The sequence below is a fragment of the Sphingobium agri genome, assembly GCF_023051225.1.
GTDB lineage: Bacteria > Pseudomonadota > Alphaproteobacteria > Sphingomonadales > Sphingomonadaceae > Sphingobium > Sphingobium agri.
Map to the genome: position 1 here is coordinate 402,742 of NZ_JALKHS010000006.1, position 16,949 is coordinate 419,690.

The following is a 16,949-nucleotide window of genomic DNA, read 5'->3' on the forward strand; positions in this document are numbered from 1 at the left end:
CGCTGCCAGTCATTATATGCGACAACCAACATATATATCCAGCCGGGTAACCATTTTTGCCGCGCCCTGTGGAAGGAGATGATTTGAGCTATTCCGCACCGCGCGCTCCGGCCGAATCTCTGCCTTCGCATGATCTCTACGGACCGGACCGGCCGATCGCTCCCGTGGTTATTTCGGTGCCCCATGCCGGGCGAGCCTATGACCCGGCCTTGTTGAACAGCGCCAGAGTCGCGCCCGACGTGCTGCGGCGGTTGGAGGATCGCTGGGCGGACTTGCTCGCCCACCCCTTGATCGAACGCGGCTATCATGTGCTGGTGGCGCGTGCGCCTCGGGCGATGATCGACCTTAATCGGCATGAGCGGGAAATCGATCCCGCGATGGTGACGGGCCTGCCCCGTGACGCTGCTCTTCAAGGCAGCGCGAAGCTGCGCGGCGGCCTGGGCCTGCTGCCGCGCCGGCTGCCGGGGGCATATGAATTGTGGCAGCGGCCTGTCGGGTGGGAGGAGGTGCGCCGCCGCATCGACACGATCCACCGCCCATATCATGCCACCCTGACCCGCATGATGCGATCCGCGCGAGAGGCGCATGGCCATGCCGTGCTGATCGATCTCCATTCCATGCCGCCGCTTCCCGCAGCTGCCGCCGGGCAGCCTGCGCCCACCGCAGTGCTGGGCGATCGCTTCGGCCGGGCGGCATCGGCGCGGCTGATGACGCTGGCGGCCGATGTGCTGGAAGGGCATGGGCTGACGGTGGCGCAGAACCATCCCTATGCGGGCGACCATATGATCGAACGCCATGGGCAGCCGGGCCATGACTTCTACGCCATGCAGGTGGAGATTGACCGCAGCCTCTATCTGGACGCCGCCTTGGACAATCCCGGCCCCGGCCTGCCGCGGGTCCAGGCGGCTATCGGCTCGTTGGTCGATGCGATCGCCTGCGAAGCGCCACGCGCCGCCTATCCGCTCGCCGCTGAATAGCCGCCCATGCAAAAGGCCGGGGCGTTATATGCACCCCGGCCTCTCATTTGCTTGGCTCTCTAAACGCGCGTCATTCCAGATGCTGGTCAGGCAGCGCGTGCGTCGGCCTTGAACCCCAAAGCGCGTAGAAGAGGATGTAGAGTTCGCAGGCAGCCGTCAGCAGGAAGCTGTTCTGCAGACCGTAATTGTCGGCTAGCCATCCCTGAACGACCACCAGCGAGCCGCCGGCGATCGCCATGATCAACAGCCCGGAACCTTCCTCGGTCAACGGCCCCAGGCCGCGAATGCCAAGGGTGAAGATGGTCGGGAACATGATCGAATGGCCAAGGCCCACCAGGATCAGCGCCCACATTGCGACGGGTCCGTGGCTGAACACCGCGACAAGCATCACGATGAACGACCCTGTGGCAAAGGCTGCCAACACCTTGCCCGCGTCCACCTTTTGCATGATCGCCGACCCTGCGAACCGGCCAACCATCATGCCGCCCCACAGGAAGCTCAGATAGCGGCCAGCCTGTTCATGAGTCAGATTGGCGATGTCCGGCTGACTGACGAAGTTCACGAACAGGTTGGCGACGCCGATTTCCGCGATCAGGTAGATGAAGATGGCGGGGATGCCGAAGACCAGATTGCGATGCGACCAGAGTGAGTGCTTCTTCCGTTCCTCCTTCGCCAGCCGGGCGGTCGATGATCCCATCGCGGGAAGGGGGAAGCGGGCAATGACGATCGCCAGCACCACCAACACGACGGCAACCAACCCATAGGGCAGTATCACGGATTGCGCGTCCGCCAGCCGTTCGGCCGGCGTCAGCACGACGTCCGCGCTCGACGTGCCGCCCTTGGAACGGCCAAGGATCAGATAAGCACCGAACAGCGGCGCCAGCATCGTTCCCGCCGAATTCATCGCCTGCACCAGATTGAGGCGCGAAGATGCGGTTTCAGGCTTGCCGACAACCGCCACATAGGGGTTGGCCGCCACCTGAAGCAGCGTGATGCCGCTCGCGATGATGAACAGCATGGTCAATGTGACGCCATAGGATGGCAGGCTGGCCGCCAGCATCATGCCGAGCGACCCCGCCGCCATGATCAGCAGGCCGATCACCAGCGACTTCTGGTATCCGACACGTTCGATCAGCTTGGCCGAAGGAATCGACGCGACGAAATAGGCGATGAACCATACGGACTCGATCAACGTTGTCTGCGTATAGTTCAGCTCGAACACGCTGCGCAGGTGCGGCAACAGCGTGTTGTTGATGACGGTGATGAAGCCCCACATGAAGAACAGGCTCGCCAGCAGCGTCAGTGCAGGACCGTACCGGGTGGCGGGATGGTCGCCCGCAGTCAGAGTGGCTGATGATGAGGGAGGTGCAGGCATTCATCTTCTCCAACAGGGGCCAACAGGCTTGTGCTGCTTCTATTTGTCCGAGTATATAGCTGCCCGTCGGGCGTCAATATACCCCGGCGGCAGGGGGATCGTATGCAGGGGGGCTGGATCAGCCATGCTTTTCGAACATCATCGTCCTATTGTTTCGCGTGTCTGATGGCAAGCACGTCAGCACTTGCGGCTGAAGCCAGCCGCGCTCCTGCAGGCCAGCTTGCTGACGGCACGGCCATAGAGGCGATCACTCTTTCCAATGGGCATGGCGTGTCGGCCCGCATTCTCACTTATGGCGCGACATTGCAGTCGCTGTCTGGCCCCGATCGGGACGGCAAGCAGGCTGACGTGCTGCTCGGCTATGACGATCTGGCGGGCTATCTGGCGCGACCCGACTTTTTCGGCGTGACGGTCGGCCGCTATGCCAACCGGATCGGACGCGGCCAGTTCACTTTGGACGGCCAAAGCTACCAGCTGCCGCTCAATGACAAGGGCAATACGCTGCACGGCGGCGGGAGGGGGTTCGACAAACAGGTCTGGAAGGTCGTGTCGGTCCGCAGCGAACCGCGCCCGGAAGTCGTGCTGGCCTACAGTAGCCCGGATGGCGAGGCGGGTTATCCCGGCCAGCTCGACGCCCGGATCAGCTATGCACTGGACGAAAGCGGTGGGCTGACCATCAGTTTCGAAGCGCAGGCGAGCAAGCCGACCATCGTCAACCTCACCAACCATGCCGTCTTCAATCTGGCGGGCGAAGGCGCACGGGGCGGCGCCCTCGGTCATCTGCTAACGATACCGGCCAAGGCTTATACGCCCGTCGATGCGGGACTTATCCCTACTGGTGAGATCAGGCCGGTCGCGGGAACGCCGTTCGACTTCCGCTCGCCTCGCCGCGTGGATGATGCCGTGCGCGACGGCACCGATCGGCAGATCAGTTTCGGGCGCGGCTATGATCATAATTGGGTGCTGGACAAGGGGCGGACGGCTACGCCGGAGCTGGCTGCGCGTCTTGAGGACCCCGCGTCGGGCCGCGTGCTGGAAGTGCTGAGCACGGAGCCCGGACTTCAATTCTATTCCGGCAATTTTCTCGACGGGACATTCCTTGGCAAAAATGATCATCTCTATCGCATGGGCGACGGCTTCGCGCTTGAGCCGCAAAATTTTCCGGACGCGCCCAATCACCCGAACTTTCCCTCGGCCCGGGTCGATCCCGGCAAGCCCTATCGTCACGTCATGATCTATCGCCTTTCGGTAAAGCGCTGAACCATGGCGCAGTGGCAACTCATCAAACGCGACATTCGCGACAAGCTGGGCGAGGGGACGCTCTGGTCCGCGCGCGACAATGCGGTCTATTGGACCGACATCATCGCCCCCGCGCTCAATCGCCTTTCCCTGACGGATGGCAGCATCGACCGTTGGACGATGCCGGAGCCGATCGGCTGGGTTGCCGAGCGGCAGGGCGGCGGCTTCATCGCTGGCCTGCAAAGCGGTTTCGCGCGGCTTTCCCTTGATCCGCTCACGCTTGAGCCGTTCGGCGATCCTGAACAGCATCTGCCCGGCAATCGCATGAACGACGGCAAGGCTGATGCGGACGGGCGCATCTGGTGCGGCACGATGGACATGGCGGAGGCGGAGGACAGCGGCGCCTTCTACCGGCTGGACCCGGACGGCCGCTGGACGCAGATGGACAGCGGCTATCGCGTGCCCAACGGGCCTGCCTTTTCCCCGTGCGGCAACTGGCTTTATCATACCGACAGCGCGCGCCGCACCGTCTACCGCTTCTCCCGTACCGAAGGCGGCGGCCTGTCCGCGCGCGAGGTCTTCATCCAGTTTGGCGACGGAGACGGTTATCCCGACGGCATGACGGTGGACACCGACGGGCATATCTGGATCGCGCATTGGGGCGGCAGCCGCATCAGCCGTTTCACGCCCGATGGCAAGCTAGACCGCGCCATCGCCTTGCCAGCGCAGCAGGTGACGAACATATGCTTTGCAGGTGCCGGGCTGGATCGCATGTTCGTGAGTTCGGCGGCTGTCGGATTGCCGGACAGCGACTATGACGGCGGCTTGTTCGAGGTCGATGCCGGTGTGAAGGGCATGCCGACGTCGCTTTATGCAGGCTAAGCCGGGGGCGGCGCGGAACTTTCACGCGGCACCAGCTCGAAATCGAACTGCGGCGCCTTTGCGGGCCGGTTGATCAGCGCGTCGATGACCGCTGCCCCCATCTGCGCCAGCGGCTGGCGTACAGTCGTGAGCGGCGGCCAGGCGGTGAGGCTCGCGGGCGTGTCGTCGAAGCCGACCACGGAGAGGTCTTGAGGGACCCGCAAGCCCCGCTGCCGCGCCAGTTGCAGAACGCCCAGCGCCATGTCGTCATTGGTCGCAAAGATCGCGGTCGGCGGCTCGGCCATTCCCAGCAATGTCTCGCCCGCAGCGATCCCCGACGGATAGTCGAACCCGCCCTCCACGAATAGCGCCGCCTCCTCCGCCAGCCCCGCCGCGGCCAGTCCTTCGCGGAACCCGTCAACCCGGTGCGTCGCCGCCTCATGGGCAGGCGGCGGCGTGATGACGCCAATCCTGCGGTGGCCAAGGCCTAGCAGGTGATCGGCCACCATCCGTCCCGCCTCCCATTCCGGGGTCACGATATTCAGGCTCTGCGCCCCGTTCGGCCCCGCGATCCGCGCGCAGGGCAACTTCTTTTCCGCCAGCCATTCCAGCACCGCGGGATCGTCGGACAGCGGCGGCGCGAGGAACACGCCATCGGGGCGCAGCGCGGCCGCCAGCCCCTCAAGAATGTCGAACCGCTCCTCGCCCGCCAACGGGATCAGCTCGACCACCAGATGATAGCCCAGTTCCCGGCACCGGTTGACCGCGCCCGCCTGGATGCCGCTGATATAGCTTGCGACGGGATTGTTGTAGAGAAAGGCGATCATGAACGACCGCCCGCCTGCCAGCCGCCGCGCGGACTGGTTCGGCCGATAGTCCAGTTGCTGTATCGCCGCCGCCACCCGCTCGCGCAGCTGTTCGCTGACATTGGGCGCCTTGTTGACGACCCGCGACACGGTCTTGATGGAAACGCCAGCCAGCGCGGCTACGTCATGGATGCTGGCCATGAAAACCCCGGACCGCGCCCGCTCTGATATGAACACCCCATGTCATCGCCATCGCATTGGCATGGAAAGCCCACGCAAAACAAGGCCGCGGCTTTTTAAGGGCCGAAAGGAAAAAGGACTTGATCGATCCGCCCAACTCTTTAAGAAAGACAGCGTTGTCATACCTGATGGCAATAAGGTCATCCCGGACAGCTGCAGGCTAACTGCACGAGCATGTGGTTGTCCGGGATGCGCTTTCCCGCTCAGGGATCGGCATTCCCATCTTTCCAGCCATGCGCGCCGATCAGCGGCACGAACCGCACGGCTTCCAGCACCGTCAGATCGAACTCCTCCTCGTCCTTGCGGATCAGGCGCACAAGCTGCTGTTCGCCGCCATCCCCGACCGGCATCACCAACCGTCCGCCGATCGCCAGCTGTTCGCGCAGCGGCGGCGGCACGCCCGGACCGCCAGCCGCCACCAATATGGCGTCGAAGGGAGCCTTCTCCGCCCATCCTGCGGTCCCGTCGCCCAAGCCGATCGACACATTGTCATAGCCAAGCGCCTTCATCCGCCCCTCCGCCAGCGCAGTCAGTTCGGCGATGCGCTCGACCGCGAAGACATGCGCGGCAAGGCGGCTCATGACCGCCGCTGCGTAGCCGGAGCCCGCACCCACCTCCAGCACCCGATCCTCCGGGCTGATCGCCGCTGCCTCTATCATCCGCGCAACGATATAAGGCTGCGAAATGGTCTGGCCCGCCTCGACCGGCAAGGGCCTGTCCTCATAGGCCAGGCTTCGGACATCTTCCGGAACGAAGCGCTCGCGCGGCACGGCGCGCATGGCTGCCCACAGCCGGGGATCACCCACGCCCCGGCGGATGATCTGTTGCTCGACCATCATCTGGCGCAGGCGCGCGCAATCCGCCATCCCGCCTCCTGACCGCTCCTGAGAGCCAACGACTCACGCCCGCCGTTCGACGAAGATCATATCCTCTAATGACCTTCCAAGCGCCCGCCTTTGTGCGCCAACGCCTTAACCTCGTTTAGCCAACTTCCACGCGGCGGGGTGGTCGGCGTTCAAAAACAAGGCGCTATGATAGGCTCTGCATTTTCCTCAAGTATCGGACACGGCCTGGGCTCAAGATCCTCTACACCAGCGGTTACACCCGCGAAATTTTCCTGCGCGACGGAAAGCTGGACCCGAACATCGCGCTGCTCGCAAAGCCCTTCACGCTCCAGGAATGGGCAAGCCGCATTAGGGACTTGATCGATCAAAGCTGATAAGATCCACATCGACATCACACTGTAAACAGCGTCACCTCATTCCGTCATCCCAGCGAAAGCTGGGATCTCAGGCCACACGGCACAACACCCCCTGAGATCCCAGCTTCCGCCAGGATGACGGTAGATACGGACACTCGGACTGCATCCACATTCGGCCCGCTATTCCAACCGGCCCAATTAAGAACCCGCCACCGGCTCCAAAAGCGCAATATCCATATCCGCCAGCGCCAGCCGCAACAGCTCACTCATCGCCGCTCGCGCACCCTCCGCATCGCCCGCCGCAATCGCGTCGAACACCGCCCGATGATCGGCAAAGGGATCACGCGGGGGTGACTTCCTGCGCTGCTTGAATGTCGTGGTCCAACTGACCGCGGCTCCAACCGAACTTGCCAGCGCAGCCAGCGCGTCATTCTGCGTCGCGGCGAGGATGGCGTGGTGGAAACGCTGGTCGGCGGCGCGTCCTTCTTCCGTCGACAGTCCATGGCCGCGCATCTGCGCAAGCGCCTGCTCCATCGCCAAAAGCTGCGAACCGGTGCGCCGCCGTGCCGCCAATTCCGCCGCTGCCGGTTCTATGACGCCGCGCAGTTCGAACAGGTCCCGGACGAAGGCCGCGTCCGGCTCCCCAGCGAACATCCAGGCAAGCATTTCGGGGTCCAGCACATTCCAGCGGCTGCGCGGCAGGACGCGCGTCCCCGCCTTGGGGCGGCTTTCCAGCATGCCCTTGGCCACCAGTATGCGCACCGCTTCCCGATAGGCGGTGCGGGACACGCGCAGCCGTTCGGCCGCCTCTATCTCGCCTTCGAAAACATCGCCCGGCTTGTGGATTCCGGCCACGATCGCGGTGCCGAGCTGCCGGGCAATCGCCTGGTGGATACGAAGCCCGCTTTCCTCACTGCCGAACTTTCGTTCCGCCGGATGCCGGTCTTCCTTACCCAAGCTCTGCTCCCCCGCCCTTTAATCCTCGAATGCCGCCGTAGGACAATGCTTGCCGCAAAGGAAGGCGTCAGCCACCAGTTGCAGCGGCCTGATGTCGGCGCCGATTGCCCGATCCTTCACCAGCTGGACGAACTGCCGGTACATCTCCGGATATTCGCCTTCTGGCGCCTGCACCATGACTTCGCCGTCCACGGTCAGCTGGTTGCCGCCTTCGGACAGGAGCAGCTTGCCATCCTGCGTTTCGACGGCAATGTCCCATGTCTGCTTGCCGGTCTGCCGCCAATCGAACGCTGCTTCGATGGGCGCGCCCGACGCGCTCGCCATCTTCAGGCTGGCGGCGATCGGCGCCTGCTTGTTGGCGGGCACTTCCAGGCTCGCGGCCAGCATCGTCACCGGTTCGGGCATGATCTCGGTCAGGATCGACAGCGCATTGATGCCCGGATCGAACACGCCAAAGCCGCCTGCTTCCCAAATCCAGGGCTGGCTGGGATGCCAATGCCGCACATCTTCGCGCCACTCGATCGACACGCGCGTGACCTTGCGCTTCGCCATCCATGCCTTGGCATCTGCCACGGCGGCGGCATGGCGGCTGTGCCAGCTTGCATAGATCGTCACGCCCTGCGCGCGCGCCAGGGTGATCAGCGCCTCGACTTGCGTCACCGTCGCGCCGGGCGGCTTTTCCAGGAAGACATGCTTGCCCGCCAGGATCGCTTCGCGCGCGGCCTCATAGCGCACCTGCGGCGGTTGGCACAGGATCACCGCATCCATGTCGGGTTCGCCCGCCAGCATCGCGTCCAGCGTGGGATAGTTGTTCACCCCATCCGCCTGCGCATTGCGGCTGGCGACTGCCACCAGGTCGATGCCGCCGGTTTGTTCGATCGCGGGCAAATGCTGGTCGCGCGCGATCTTGCCCAGCCCGACCAGCCCCGCCTTGATGATGCCGTTCATGCCGTTCCTCTGCTCTTTAATGATTGTCGCGCGGCAGACCCTGGGTCTGCGCGATCCGCTGGAACTTCTCCGCGCCCTCCAGGATCGCCCCCTTGTCCAGCTGTCCCACCAGAGCGCGCTGGATTTCCTGCCACGGGGTCTGCGACGCCGGATAGGCATAGCCCCCCTCCGCCCGCAGCGCCGCGCGCCGCGCTTCCAGTTCCTCGTCGGGGATCAGCACGTTCACCGTCCGCGCCTCCAGGTCCATCCGCACCCGGTCCCCCGTTTTCAGCAGCGCCAGTCCGCCCATCGCCGCAGCCTCTGGCGAGGCGTTGAGGATGGATGGGCTTCCCGACGTGCCCGACTGCCGCCCGTCACCGATGCAGGGCAGGGCGGACACGCCTTCGGTGATCAGATAGGCAGGCGGCCGCATGTTCACGACCTCCGCCGCGCCCGGATAACCGATCGGTCCGGCGCCGCGCATGAACATCAGCGTGTCGGGCGTGATGCCGACCGCCGGATCGTCGATCCGCGCATGATAATCCTCCGGCCCGTCGAAAACGACCGCCGGTCCTTCAAAGGCGTTGGGATCGGCAGGGTTGGAGAGGTAGCGCTGGCGGAATTCCTCGCTGATGACGCTCGTCTTCATGATCGCCGCGTCGAACAGATTGCCCGACAGCACCAGGAAGCCCGCTTCTTCCTTCAGCGGCTGGGCGAACGGGCGGATGACATTTTCATCCTCGATCTCCACCGCCCGGCAATTCTCGCCCATCGTTCGCCCGTTCACCGTCATCGCGCCCTCGCGGATCAGGCCCTGCGCGATCAGCTGCCCCACCACCGCAGGCACGCCGCCCGCGCGATAATAATCCTCGCCCAGATATTCGCCCGCCGGCTGCAGGTTCACCAGCAGCGGCACATGATGCCCCACCATCTCCCAATCCTTCAGCGGCAATTCGACGCCGACATGGCGCGCGATCGCCGCCAGATGGATCGGCGCGTTGGTCGATCCCCCGATCGCCGAATTGACCATGATCGCATTATGAAAGGCATCCAGCGTCAATATGTCTGAGGGCTTCAGATCCTCCGCCACCATCTCCACGATCCGCTTGCCGGTGCGCCACGCGGCCTCCTGCCGATCGCGATAGGGCGCGGGGATGGCGGCCGATCCCGGCAACATCATCCCCAGCGCCTCGGCCAGGCTGTTCATGGTCGTCGCCGTGCCCATCGTGTTGCAATAGCCAGTCGAGGGCGCTGAAGAGGCCACCAGCTTGATGAAGCCCTCATCATCGATCTTCCCGGCCGCCAGCAGCTGCCGTGCGTGCCAGACGATCGTGCCCGACCCCGTCCGCTGCCCCTTGTACCAGCCATTGAGCATCGGCCCGACCGAGAGCGCAATCGCCGGAATGTTCACCGTCGCCGCCGCCATCAGCAGCGCAGGCGTCGTCTTGTCGCAGCCCGTCGTCAGCACCACGCCATCGATCGGATAGCCGTACAAGGCCTCGACCAGCCCCAGATAGGCAAGGTTCCGGTCCAGCCCCGCGGTTGGCCGCTTGCCCGTTTCCTGGATCGGGTGGACCGGAAACTCGAGCGCTATGCCGCCCATCTCGCGGATACCCTCGCGAATGCGCTCAGCCAGCACCAGATGGTGGCGGTTGCAGGGCGACAGGTCGCTGCCGGTCTGCGCGATGCCGATGATCGGCTTGCCGCTCCGCAACTCCTCCAGGCTCAACCCGAAGTTCAGATATCGCTCCACATAGAGCGCCGTCATGTCGATATTGTCCGGATTGTCGAACCAGGCGCGGCTGCGCAATTTCCGGTCGGGCTGAGACGAAACGGCCATGAGATATCCTAAAGGCATTGAGGCGCGCCACGCATTGACGCTATCGGCTGATCCATATACTCATACAAATGAGCAGACAAGAACGGAAATGACGCGCATGAGCAGCTATGACGTGGTGGGCGACTGGGGCACCAGCCGCCTTCGCCTCTTCCGCATGGAGCAGGGGCAGGTCACCGCCCGCCGCGAGGGCCCCGGCATAGCCGAAGCGGGCGCGAACGCCGCCCAAGCCTTCGCGCAAGCCATCGCCCCCTGGCTGGAAGACGGCACGCCCGGCACCATCCGCCTGTGCGGCATGGCGGGCGCGCGCGACGGCTGGGTGGAAGCGCCCTATGCGGACTGCCCCGCCACCGCGCAGGATTGGCGCACCGCTGCCGTCCGCTTCGACTGGCAGGGCGCGCCGCTGTCGATCCTCGCGGGCCTTGCCTGCACGGACGAGGATGGCGTCCCCGACGTCATGCGCGGCGAGGAAACGCAGATTTTCGGCGCGATGCACCGGAATCCCGATCTGGCGCAGGGCCGCCACCTCATCGTCCTGCCCGGCACGCACAATAAATGGTCGCTGGTTGAAGACGGCCGCATCGTCAGCTTCCGCACAGTCCCCACTGGCGAGCTTTTCGCCCTGCTGCGTGATCAGTCCACGCTCGGCCCCAAAGCCGACCCCGCAGATGCCGCCCAGGAAGCGGAAGGTTTTGCCGAAGGCCTCGGCCGGGCCGGGGAGGGCCGCCTCCTCACCAGCCTCTTTGCCGCCCGCGCCAAGCGCCTGCGCGCCGGACGCTCGCCAGATTGGGCCGCTGGCTATCTTTCCGGCCTTCTCATCGGTTGCGAAATCGCCGAAGTGCGCGCCCTGCTCGGCGACGTGAGCGGCATCACCCTCATTGGCGATCAGCGCCTGTGCGCCCGCTATGCAGAGGCGCTGGAGGCGCAGGGCCTCTCTTCCCGATCCTTGAGCGGCGACGATTGCGTCCTCGCTGGCCTCACTCTTCCGGAGAATGCCGCATGACCCTCGATTCCCTTCTTGCCGCAGGCGCTCCGCCCGTCTGCGCCATCCTCCGTGGCCTTCGTCCCGAAGAAGCGGTGGAGATCGGCACGGCTCTTATCGACGCGGGCATCCGCATCATCGAAGTGCCATTGAACTCGCCCGAACCCTTCGAAAGCATCACCGCGCTCCAGCAGGCGTTCGGCACGACCGCGCTGATCGGCGGTGGCACCGTGCTGTCGGTCGAAGCAGTGGACGATCTGCGCCGCACCGGTGGACGAATCATGGTGACGCCCAATACCGACCCCGCCGTCATCGCGCGGGGCGCGCAATATGGCTTCGACATGCTGCCCGGCTTCATGACCCCCAGCGAAGGTTTCGCAGCTGTCCGCGCTGGCGCCCGCCGCCTCAAACTATTCCCCGCCGCCAGCGTCGGCCCCACCTATATCAAGGCCATCAAGGAAGTGCTGCCGCGCCATGTCGGCCTTTGGGCGGTCGGCGGCACCGGCGCCGAGACTATCGGCCAATGGCTCGGCGCAGGATGCGAAGGCATCGGCGTCGGCGGAGCCCTATACCGCGCTGGCGACACTGCCGCGACAGTGGCGGACCGAGCGAAAGCCTTGGTCGAAGCGTGGCGCGCGCTCCGCTAAAGAGCGCCACGCTACCCATCATCCGTTCGCCCTGAGCCTGTCGAAGGGCTCTACTTCCTTTAGAAGGGAAGAGGCTTCGACAAGCTCAGCCCGAACGGATTTAGAGTGATCCGCGTGAATGGCGAGAGGTTGAACAGGCCACGCCTCCCATCCAGTTCAAGCTAAGCCAAGCTAAGCGCATCAACCCCAAACCCCGAACACTATCCCACCCGCTGCTCGACCCGCCGGTCCAACACCTCCCGCACCTTGCCCGCCAGGTCGGCATAGGTGAAAGGCTTGGTCAGCAATTCCACTCCCGGGTCCAACCGCCCATGGTGGAAAATGGCGTTCCGCGCATAGCCGGTCGCGAACAGGATCTTGATGTCGGGCCTGCGCGCCGCCGCCTCCCGCGCCACGTCCGCTCCCGTCATCCCTCCGGGCAGAACCACATCGGTGAACAGCAGGTCGATATGCTCGCCCGGCTGCTCCAGCGCTTCCAGCGCCGCCGGTCCATTCCCCACTTCGATCACATGATAGCCCAACTCGTTCAGCACCTCGACGGCGTAGGCGCGCACCTTCTCGTCATCCTCGCACACCAGCACCGTCTCGTCGCCGCCGCTAACGGCGGGGCGGGGGGCCTCCTCCAACTGGTCGTTGGCGGGCACCAGGCCATGATAGCGGGGCAGGTAGATCTTGACGCTCGTCCCTTCACCCACCTCCGAATAAACCCGGATATGCCCGCCTGACTGCTTGATGAAGCCATAGACCATGGACAGGCCCAGCCCGGTGCCGCGCCCCACTTCCTTGGTGGTGAAGAAGGGCTCAATCGCGTGGCTCAACGTCTCGGCGTCCATGCCTTGGCCTGTGTCAGATAGGCAGATCAGCACATATTGCCCGGGCTGCACATCATCTTCCTGCGCCGCATAATGGTCATCGATATGCGTGTTGGCGACTTCGATGGTCAGCTTGCCGCCGTCCGGCATCGCGTCCCGCGCATTGACCGCCAGGTTCAGCAGCGCATTTTCCATCTGGTTGAGGTCGACCTCGATCGGCCATGCGCGCGCGGCCTGGATCGTCTCCACCTCGATCCTCTCGCCCAAGGTGCGGTTCAGCAGGTCCGACATGCGGCTCACCAGCCGGTTGGGATCGACGCGTTCGGGCGCCAAGGGCTGGCGGCGCGAAAAGGCGAGCAGCTGCTGCGTCAGCATCGCCGCACGCTCGGCACCTGCCATCGCATTGTCTGCCGCGCGACGCATCCGCTCATTATCGTTGAGGCCGCGCTGGAGCAGTTCGAGGTTGCCGGTGACGACCTGCAACAGATTGTTGAAGTCATGGGCGACGCCGCCGGTCAGCTGGCCCAGCGTCTCCATCTTCTGCGCCTGCCGCAACGCGGCTTCCGTTTCGGCAAGGGCGCGAGCATGGGCGCGCTGTTCCGTGACGTCCCGCGCCACGCAATAGACCAGCCCATTGTCGGGCACCGCCGTCCAGCTGAAACTGCGATACTCGCCATCCTTGGTCCGGAACCTGTTCTCGAACCGGATCGTCAACACCCCCTGTTGCAGGGTTTGAACCTCCTCTCTGGTGCGCGCGCTATCATCGGGATGTTCCATCCATTCCGATGTGCGGCCGATCAGTTCCTCCTGGCTCCATCCCAATATGTCCGTCCATGCAGGACTCGCCGACAGCCATTTTCCCTCCATGTCGGCAATCAGGAACGGATCGCGGGCCAGCGTCCACAGGCGGTTGCGGTCAGCCACCATCTCCCGTTCGGCTTTGACCCGCTGCGTCGTCTCGTTGACGATGCACAATGCTCCGCCGATCGATCCGTCCGCTTCGAACACGGGGGAATAGCTGATGTCGAAATAAACCTGCTCGCCCCGTCCACCGTCCCGTTCGATGTAAAAGGGACGGTCTTTGGCATGCACCGTCTCGCCCTTCTGGACCACGGACAGCAGCAGCGGCTCCAGATCGTCCCACAGTTCAGCCCAATTCTCCCGCGCCGGGCGGCCAAGCGCGGCTGGATGCTTGTCGCCGATCGTCGGTGCATAGGCTTCATTATAAAGCGCGCAGAGTTCCGGCCCCCAGAACAGCACGATTTCCGCCTTGGATGACAGCATCAGCCGAACCGTTGAGATCAGCGCGGGCGACCATCGCTCAACCGGGCCCAGCGGCGACCCGTCGCCGATGTGCGCCGTCAGATCCCCCAGGGGACCCTGCGTGGCGATCATTCCGGCGATAGTGTCCGCCGGCGCAATCATCGATTATCCTCTGTTAAGAAGTGCATAGGCGGGATACGCCTGTCCGATGATTTGTATCCGCTCGTTACGGAACGTTGCGACCTTTTGTCCCATGGTCGCCCTCTTGCAACAATAAGGGCATCGGCGCATGGATCGCCGCCATGACCGAACTTGCCCTTGGCCCGGCTACGGCTGCATCCCGTCCGCTCTCGATCGCTCGCTGGCTGCTTGCCGTGGCGGCGCTGGTTTTCTGCATGGTGGTGGTCGGCGGCATCACGCGCCTCACCGAATCGGGCCTGTCGATTACGGAATGGAAGCCGATCACCGGCGCGATCCCGCCGCTCACCCATGCGCAGTGGGAGGACGCGTTTCGGCTCTATCAGCAAATTCCCGAATATCAGCAGCTCCGGCAGGGCATGACCCTCTCCGACTTCCAGTTCATCTTCTTCTGGGAATGGGTGCACCGGCTGCTTGGGCGGTTGATCGGCGTCGCCTTCGCCCTTCCGCTGATCTGGTTCGCCTGGCGGCGCGCGATCCCTTCCGGCTATGGGTGGCGGCTGGTCGCGCTGCTGGCGCTTGGCGGGCTTCAGGGTGCGATCGGCTGGTGGATGGTCACGTCCGGCCTGTCGGTGCGCACCGATGTCAGCCATTACCGGCTGGCCGTCCATCTGCTGACCGCGCTCTTCATCATCGGCGGCCTCGTCTGGACCGCGCTTGATCTGCTTGCGCTCGCGCGGAACCCGGCCGCCCGTCCAGCCGCGCTGCGTCCTTTTGCCCTTGTCGCCCTGCTGGTGCTGCTGGTCCAGCTGATGTTCGGGGCCTTCACAGCCGGGCTCGACGCTGGCTATGTCTCGAACACCTGGCCGCTCATGAACGACCATTTCGTGCCAGAGGGGATTTCCTGGCTGGGATCGCTCTGGGCCACCTTGTCCAGCGATCCTTATCTCGTCCATTTCATCCACCGCTGGTGGGCATGGGTTGCCGCCGCCATGCTGATCCTCCTTGCGCGCAAGGCGAAGGGGGCAGGGCGGCGCGGCGCCTCGATCGCGATCAACGCTGCGGTCGGCACGCAGATCGCGCTCGGCATCGCCACCGTTATCAGCGGCATCGCTCTGTCGCTGGCCGTGCTGCATCAGGCGGTCGGCGCCCTCGTCGTCGCTGCCGCCGCTTGGGGCGCGCACGCCGTTGGGGAACGTCGGGCATGAGCGGCGTCGCGCTTGTCTACACGCTCTTCGGCTCGGCGGAGGCGGCTGATCGCGTGGCGCGCCAGCTGATCGCGGAAAGGCTGGCCGCCTGCGCCAATATGCTCGGGGCCGCGACCTCCCTCTATGAATGGAACGGGGTCATGGAAAGCACCGCCGAGGTGCCGGTCCTCTTCAAGACCACGCCCTCCCGCCGCGACGCCCTTATGGCGCGCATTGCCGAACTTCACGACTATGAAGTGCCCGCAATCCTCGCTTTGCCGGTGGAATCGGCTGATCTGGCCTACGCAAAATGGGTCGCAGAGCAGATCGCGAAGTGACGGGTATTATTTTACCCGTCAGGAAACCCGCCGAATCTCTTGACTTCTGAACCCCTCGACGTCATTAGCCCCCATCTTCTGAAAGCCCAGAACGCTTTCAGTTCACTATTTCATTCTGGAGATTGGCACCATGAAGGCGCTGATGAAGACCACCAAGCCGGCAACCCCGGCAACGGTCGAAAAGAAGTGGATCCTGATCGACGCGGAAGGTCTCGTCGTCGGCCGCCTCGCCTCGACCGTCGCGAACATCCTTCGCGGCAAGCACAAGACCAGCTTCACGCCCCACGTCGATTGCGGTGACAATGTCATCATCATCAACGCAGGCAAGGTGAAGTTCACCGGCCGCAAGCTGACCGACAAGGTGTACTACAAGCACACCGGTTACGCCGGCGGCATCAAGGAAACCACGCCTGCCAAGATCCTGGAAGGCCGCTTCCCCGAGCGCGTCCTGGAAAAGGCCGTTGAGCGCATGATCCCCCGTGGCCCGCTCGGCCGTCAGCAGATGCGCAACCTGCGCATCTTCGCCGGTGCTGAACATCCGCACGAAGCGCAGAACCCCGAAGTGCTCGATTTCGCGTCGCGCAACCGCAAGAACAAGGTGGGTGCATAATGTCCGATAACCGCCAGTCCCTGTCCGACCTCGCGTCGCTGACCGCCAACGCGCCCGCAGCTGCTCCCGCTGCTGCTGGTGAGACCACCGCTGCCGACGCGCCTATCGCGCCGGTTCAGCCTTCGGCTCCCCTGCGTGCGCAGGAAATCGACAGCCTCGGCCGCGCCTATGCCACCGGCCGCCGCAAGGATGCCGTCGCACGCGTCTGGGTGAAGCCCGGCACCGGCAAGATCACGGTCAACGGCCGCGATCAGGAAGTCTATTTCGCTCGCCCGACCCTGCGTCTCGTTATCAACCAGCCCTTCGGCGTGACCGAGCGTGAAGGTCAGTATGACGTGATCGCCACCGTCAAGGGCGGCGGTCTGTCGGGTCAGGCTGGCGCCGTGAAGCATGGCATTGCCCAGGCGCTGTCGAAGTACGAACCGGCACTGCGCAGCGCGGTCAAGGCTGAGGGCTTCCTCACCCGCGACAGCCGCACCGTTGAGCGTAAGAAGTATGGTAAGGCCAAGGCCCGCCGGAGCTTCCAGTTCTCGAAGCGCTAAGCGTCAGGTA

Annotated in this window: 16 protein-coding genes; 9 read left to right on the forward strand and 7 right to left on the reverse strand. The window is 64.4% G+C overall.

The annotated features are described in order from the left end of the window. Window positions 1-83: 83 nt before the first annotated feature. Entirely contained in the window at window positions 84-977 is an 894-nt protein-coding gene (locus tag MU848_RS05145) for an N-formylglutamate amidohydrolase (protein ID WP_247230642.1), read from the forward strand. A 70-nt stretch (window positions 978-1,047) separates the two neighbouring features. On the opposite strand, the gene MU848_RS05150 is transcribed toward MU848_RS05145, so the two are convergent. Continuing rightward, on the reverse strand, window positions 1,048-2,352 hold the full coding sequence (locus MU848_RS05150; RefSeq protein WP_247230644.1) for a sugar MFS transporter: 1,305 nt from the start codon (window positions 2,350-2,352) through the stop codon (window positions 1,048-1,050). A gap of 165 nt (window positions 2,353-2,517) precedes the next feature. Here MU848_RS05150 and MU848_RS05155 point away from each other — a divergent pair, with 165 nt between their 5' ends. After that, entirely contained in the window at window positions 2,518-3,612 is a 1,095-nt protein-coding gene (locus MU848_RS05155) for an aldose epimerase family protein (RefSeq protein ID WP_247230646.1), read from the forward strand. A 3-nt stretch (window positions 3,613-3,615) separates the two neighbouring features. Beyond that, window positions 3,616-4,473, forward strand: coding sequence for an SMP-30/gluconolactonase/LRE family protein (locus tag MU848_RS05160; protein ID WP_247230648.1), 858 nt, complete (start codon window positions 3,616-3,618; stop codon window positions 4,471-4,473). On the opposite strand, the gene MU848_RS05165 is transcribed toward MU848_RS05160, so the two are convergent. From MU848_RS05165 to MU848_RS05185, 5 genes are all read right to left on the reverse strand, one after another. Continuing rightward, complete coding sequence (locus MU848_RS05165) at window positions 4,470-5,459, reverse strand: LacI family DNA-binding transcriptional regulator (protein WP_247230649.1); 990 nt, start codon at window positions 5,457-5,459, stop codon at window positions 4,470-4,472. The genes MU848_RS05160 and MU848_RS05165 overlap by 4 nt on opposite strands. A gap of 242 nt (window positions 5,460-5,701) precedes the next feature. Further along, the gene (locus tag MU848_RS05170; protein ID WP_247230651.1) at window positions 5,702-6,364 is read right to left on the reverse strand and encodes a protein-L-isoaspartate(D-aspartate) O-methyltransferase; all 663 of its coding nucleotides are present in this window, start codon (window positions 6,362-6,364) and stop codon (window positions 5,702-5,704) included. A gap of 533 nt (window positions 6,365-6,897) precedes the next feature. After that, window positions 6,898-7,656 (reverse strand): FadR/GntR family transcriptional regulator, encoded by a 759-nt coding sequence (locus MU848_RS05175; protein WP_247230653.1) that lies wholly within the window; start codon window positions 7,654-7,656, stop codon window positions 6,898-6,900. An 18-nt stretch (window positions 7,657-7,674) separates the two neighbouring features. Beyond that, the gene (locus MU848_RS05180; RefSeq protein WP_247230655.1) at window positions 7,675-8,604 is read right to left on the reverse strand and encodes a Gfo/Idh/MocA family protein; all 930 of its coding nucleotides are present in this window, start codon (window positions 8,602-8,604) and stop codon (window positions 7,675-7,677) included. Between the two features lie 16 nt (window positions 8,605-8,620). Then, window positions 8,621-10,423: an IlvD/Edd family dehydratase gene (locus tag MU848_RS05185; protein ID WP_247230656.1), complete on the reverse strand. Its 1,803-nt coding sequence runs from the start codon at window positions 10,421-10,423 to the stop codon at window positions 8,621-8,623. A gap of 97 nt (window positions 10,424-10,520) precedes the next feature. Between MU848_RS05185 and MU848_RS05190 the strand changes: the two genes are divergently transcribed. Together MU848_RS05190 and MU848_RS05195 are read left to right on the forward strand one after the other, a co-directional pair. Further along, window positions 10,521-11,423: a 2-dehydro-3-deoxygalactonokinase gene (locus MU848_RS05190; RefSeq protein WP_247230658.1), complete on the forward strand. Its 903-nt coding sequence runs from the start codon at window positions 10,521-10,523 to the stop codon at window positions 11,421-11,423. Then, window positions 11,420-12,049 (forward strand): 2-dehydro-3-deoxy-6-phosphogalactonate aldolase, encoded by a 630-nt coding sequence (locus tag MU848_RS05195; RefSeq protein WP_247230660.1) that lies wholly within the window; start codon window positions 11,420-11,422, stop codon window positions 12,047-12,049. The genes MU848_RS05190 and MU848_RS05195 overlap by 4 nt, the downstream gene beginning before the upstream one ends. A 200-nt stretch (window positions 12,050-12,249) precedes the next feature. Here the strand turns inward: MU848_RS05195 and MU848_RS05200 are convergent, their stop codons facing one another. Beyond that, window positions 12,250-14,286: a hybrid sensor histidine kinase/response regulator gene (locus tag MU848_RS05200; RefSeq protein WP_247230662.1), complete on the reverse strand. Its 2,037-nt coding sequence runs from the start codon at window positions 14,284-14,286 to the stop codon at window positions 12,250-12,252. A gap of 140 nt (window positions 14,287-14,426) precedes the next feature. Here MU848_RS05200 and MU848_RS05205 point away from each other — a divergent pair, with 140 nt between their 5' ends. From MU848_RS05205 to rpsI, 4 genes are all read left to right on the forward strand, one after another. Then, window positions 14,427-15,470, forward strand: coding sequence for a COX15/CtaA family protein (locus tag MU848_RS05205; protein ID WP_247230664.1), 1,044 nt, complete (start codon window positions 14,427-14,429; stop codon window positions 15,468-15,470). Next, window positions 15,467-15,787, forward strand: coding sequence for a divalent-cation tolerance protein CutA (gene cutA, locus MU848_RS05210; protein WP_247230666.1), 321 nt, complete (start codon window positions 15,467-15,469; stop codon window positions 15,785-15,787). The genes MU848_RS05205 and cutA overlap by 4 nt, the downstream gene beginning before the upstream one ends. Before the next feature lie 130 nt (window positions 15,788-15,917). Next, a complete protein-coding gene (gene rplM, locus MU848_RS05215) occupies window positions 15,918-16,397 on the forward strand; it encodes a 50S ribosomal protein L13 (protein ID WP_097092068.1) in 480 nt (159 codons plus the stop codon). Beyond that, window positions 16,397-16,939, forward strand: coding sequence for a 30S ribosomal protein S9 (rpsI, locus tag MU848_RS05220; RefSeq protein WP_097092067.1), 543 nt, complete (start codon window positions 16,397-16,399; stop codon window positions 16,937-16,939). The genes rplM and rpsI overlap by 1 nt, the downstream gene beginning before the upstream one ends. The last annotated feature ends 10 nt before the right edge of the window (window positions 16,940-16,949 follow it).

Coding starts and splice junctions, on each gene's coding strand:
- MU848_RS05185 (WP_247230656.1), bottom strand. CDS start 10,423: ATGGCCGTTTCGTCTCAGCCCGACCGGAAATTGCGCAGCCGCGCCTGG.
- MU848_RS05170 (WP_247230651.1), bottom strand. CDS start 6,364: ATGGCGGATTGCGCGCGCCTGCGCCAGATGATGGTCGAGCAACAGATC.
- MU848_RS05205 (WP_247230664.1), top strand. CDS start 14,427: ATGACCGAACTTGCCCTTGGCCCGGCTACGGCTGCATCCCGTCCGCTC.
- rpsI (WP_097092067.1), top strand. CDS start 16,397: ATGTCCGATAACCGCCAGTCCCTGTCCGACCTCGCGTCGCTGACCGCC.
- cutA (WP_247230666.1), top strand. CDS start 15,467: ATGAGCGGCGTCGCGCTTGTCTACACGCTCTTCGGCTCGGCGGAGGCG.
- MU848_RS05155 (WP_247230646.1), top strand. CDS start 2,518: ATGGCAAGCACGTCAGCACTTGCGGCTGAAGCCAGCCGCGCTCCTGCA.
- MU848_RS05190 (WP_247230658.1), top strand. CDS start 10,521: ATGAGCAGCTATGACGTGGTGGGCGACTGGGGCACCAGCCGCCTTCGC.
- MU848_RS05200 (WP_247230662.1), bottom strand. CDS start 14,286: ATGATTGCGCCGGCGGACACTATCGCCGGAATGATCGCCACGCAGGGT.
- rplM (WP_097092068.1), top strand. CDS start 15,918: ATGAAGGCGCTGATGAAGACCACCAAGCCGGCAACCCCGGCAACGGTC.
- MU848_RS05180 (WP_247230655.1), bottom strand. CDS start 8,604: ATGAACGGCATCATCAAGGCGGGGCTGGTCGGGCTGGGCAAGATCGCG.
- MU848_RS05160 (WP_247230648.1), top strand. CDS start 3,616: ATGGCGCAGTGGCAACTCATCAAACGCGACATTCGCGACAAGCTGGGC.
- MU848_RS05195 (WP_247230660.1), top strand. CDS start 11,420: ATGACCCTCGATTCCCTTCTTGCCGCAGGCGCTCCGCCCGTCTGCGCC.
- MU848_RS05165 (WP_247230649.1), bottom strand. CDS start 5,459: ATGGCCAGCATCCATGACGTAGCCGCGCTGGCTGGCGTTTCCATCAAG.
- MU848_RS05150 (WP_247230644.1), bottom strand. CDS start 2,352: ATGCCTGCACCTCCCTCATCATCAGCCACTCTGACTGCGGGCGACCAT.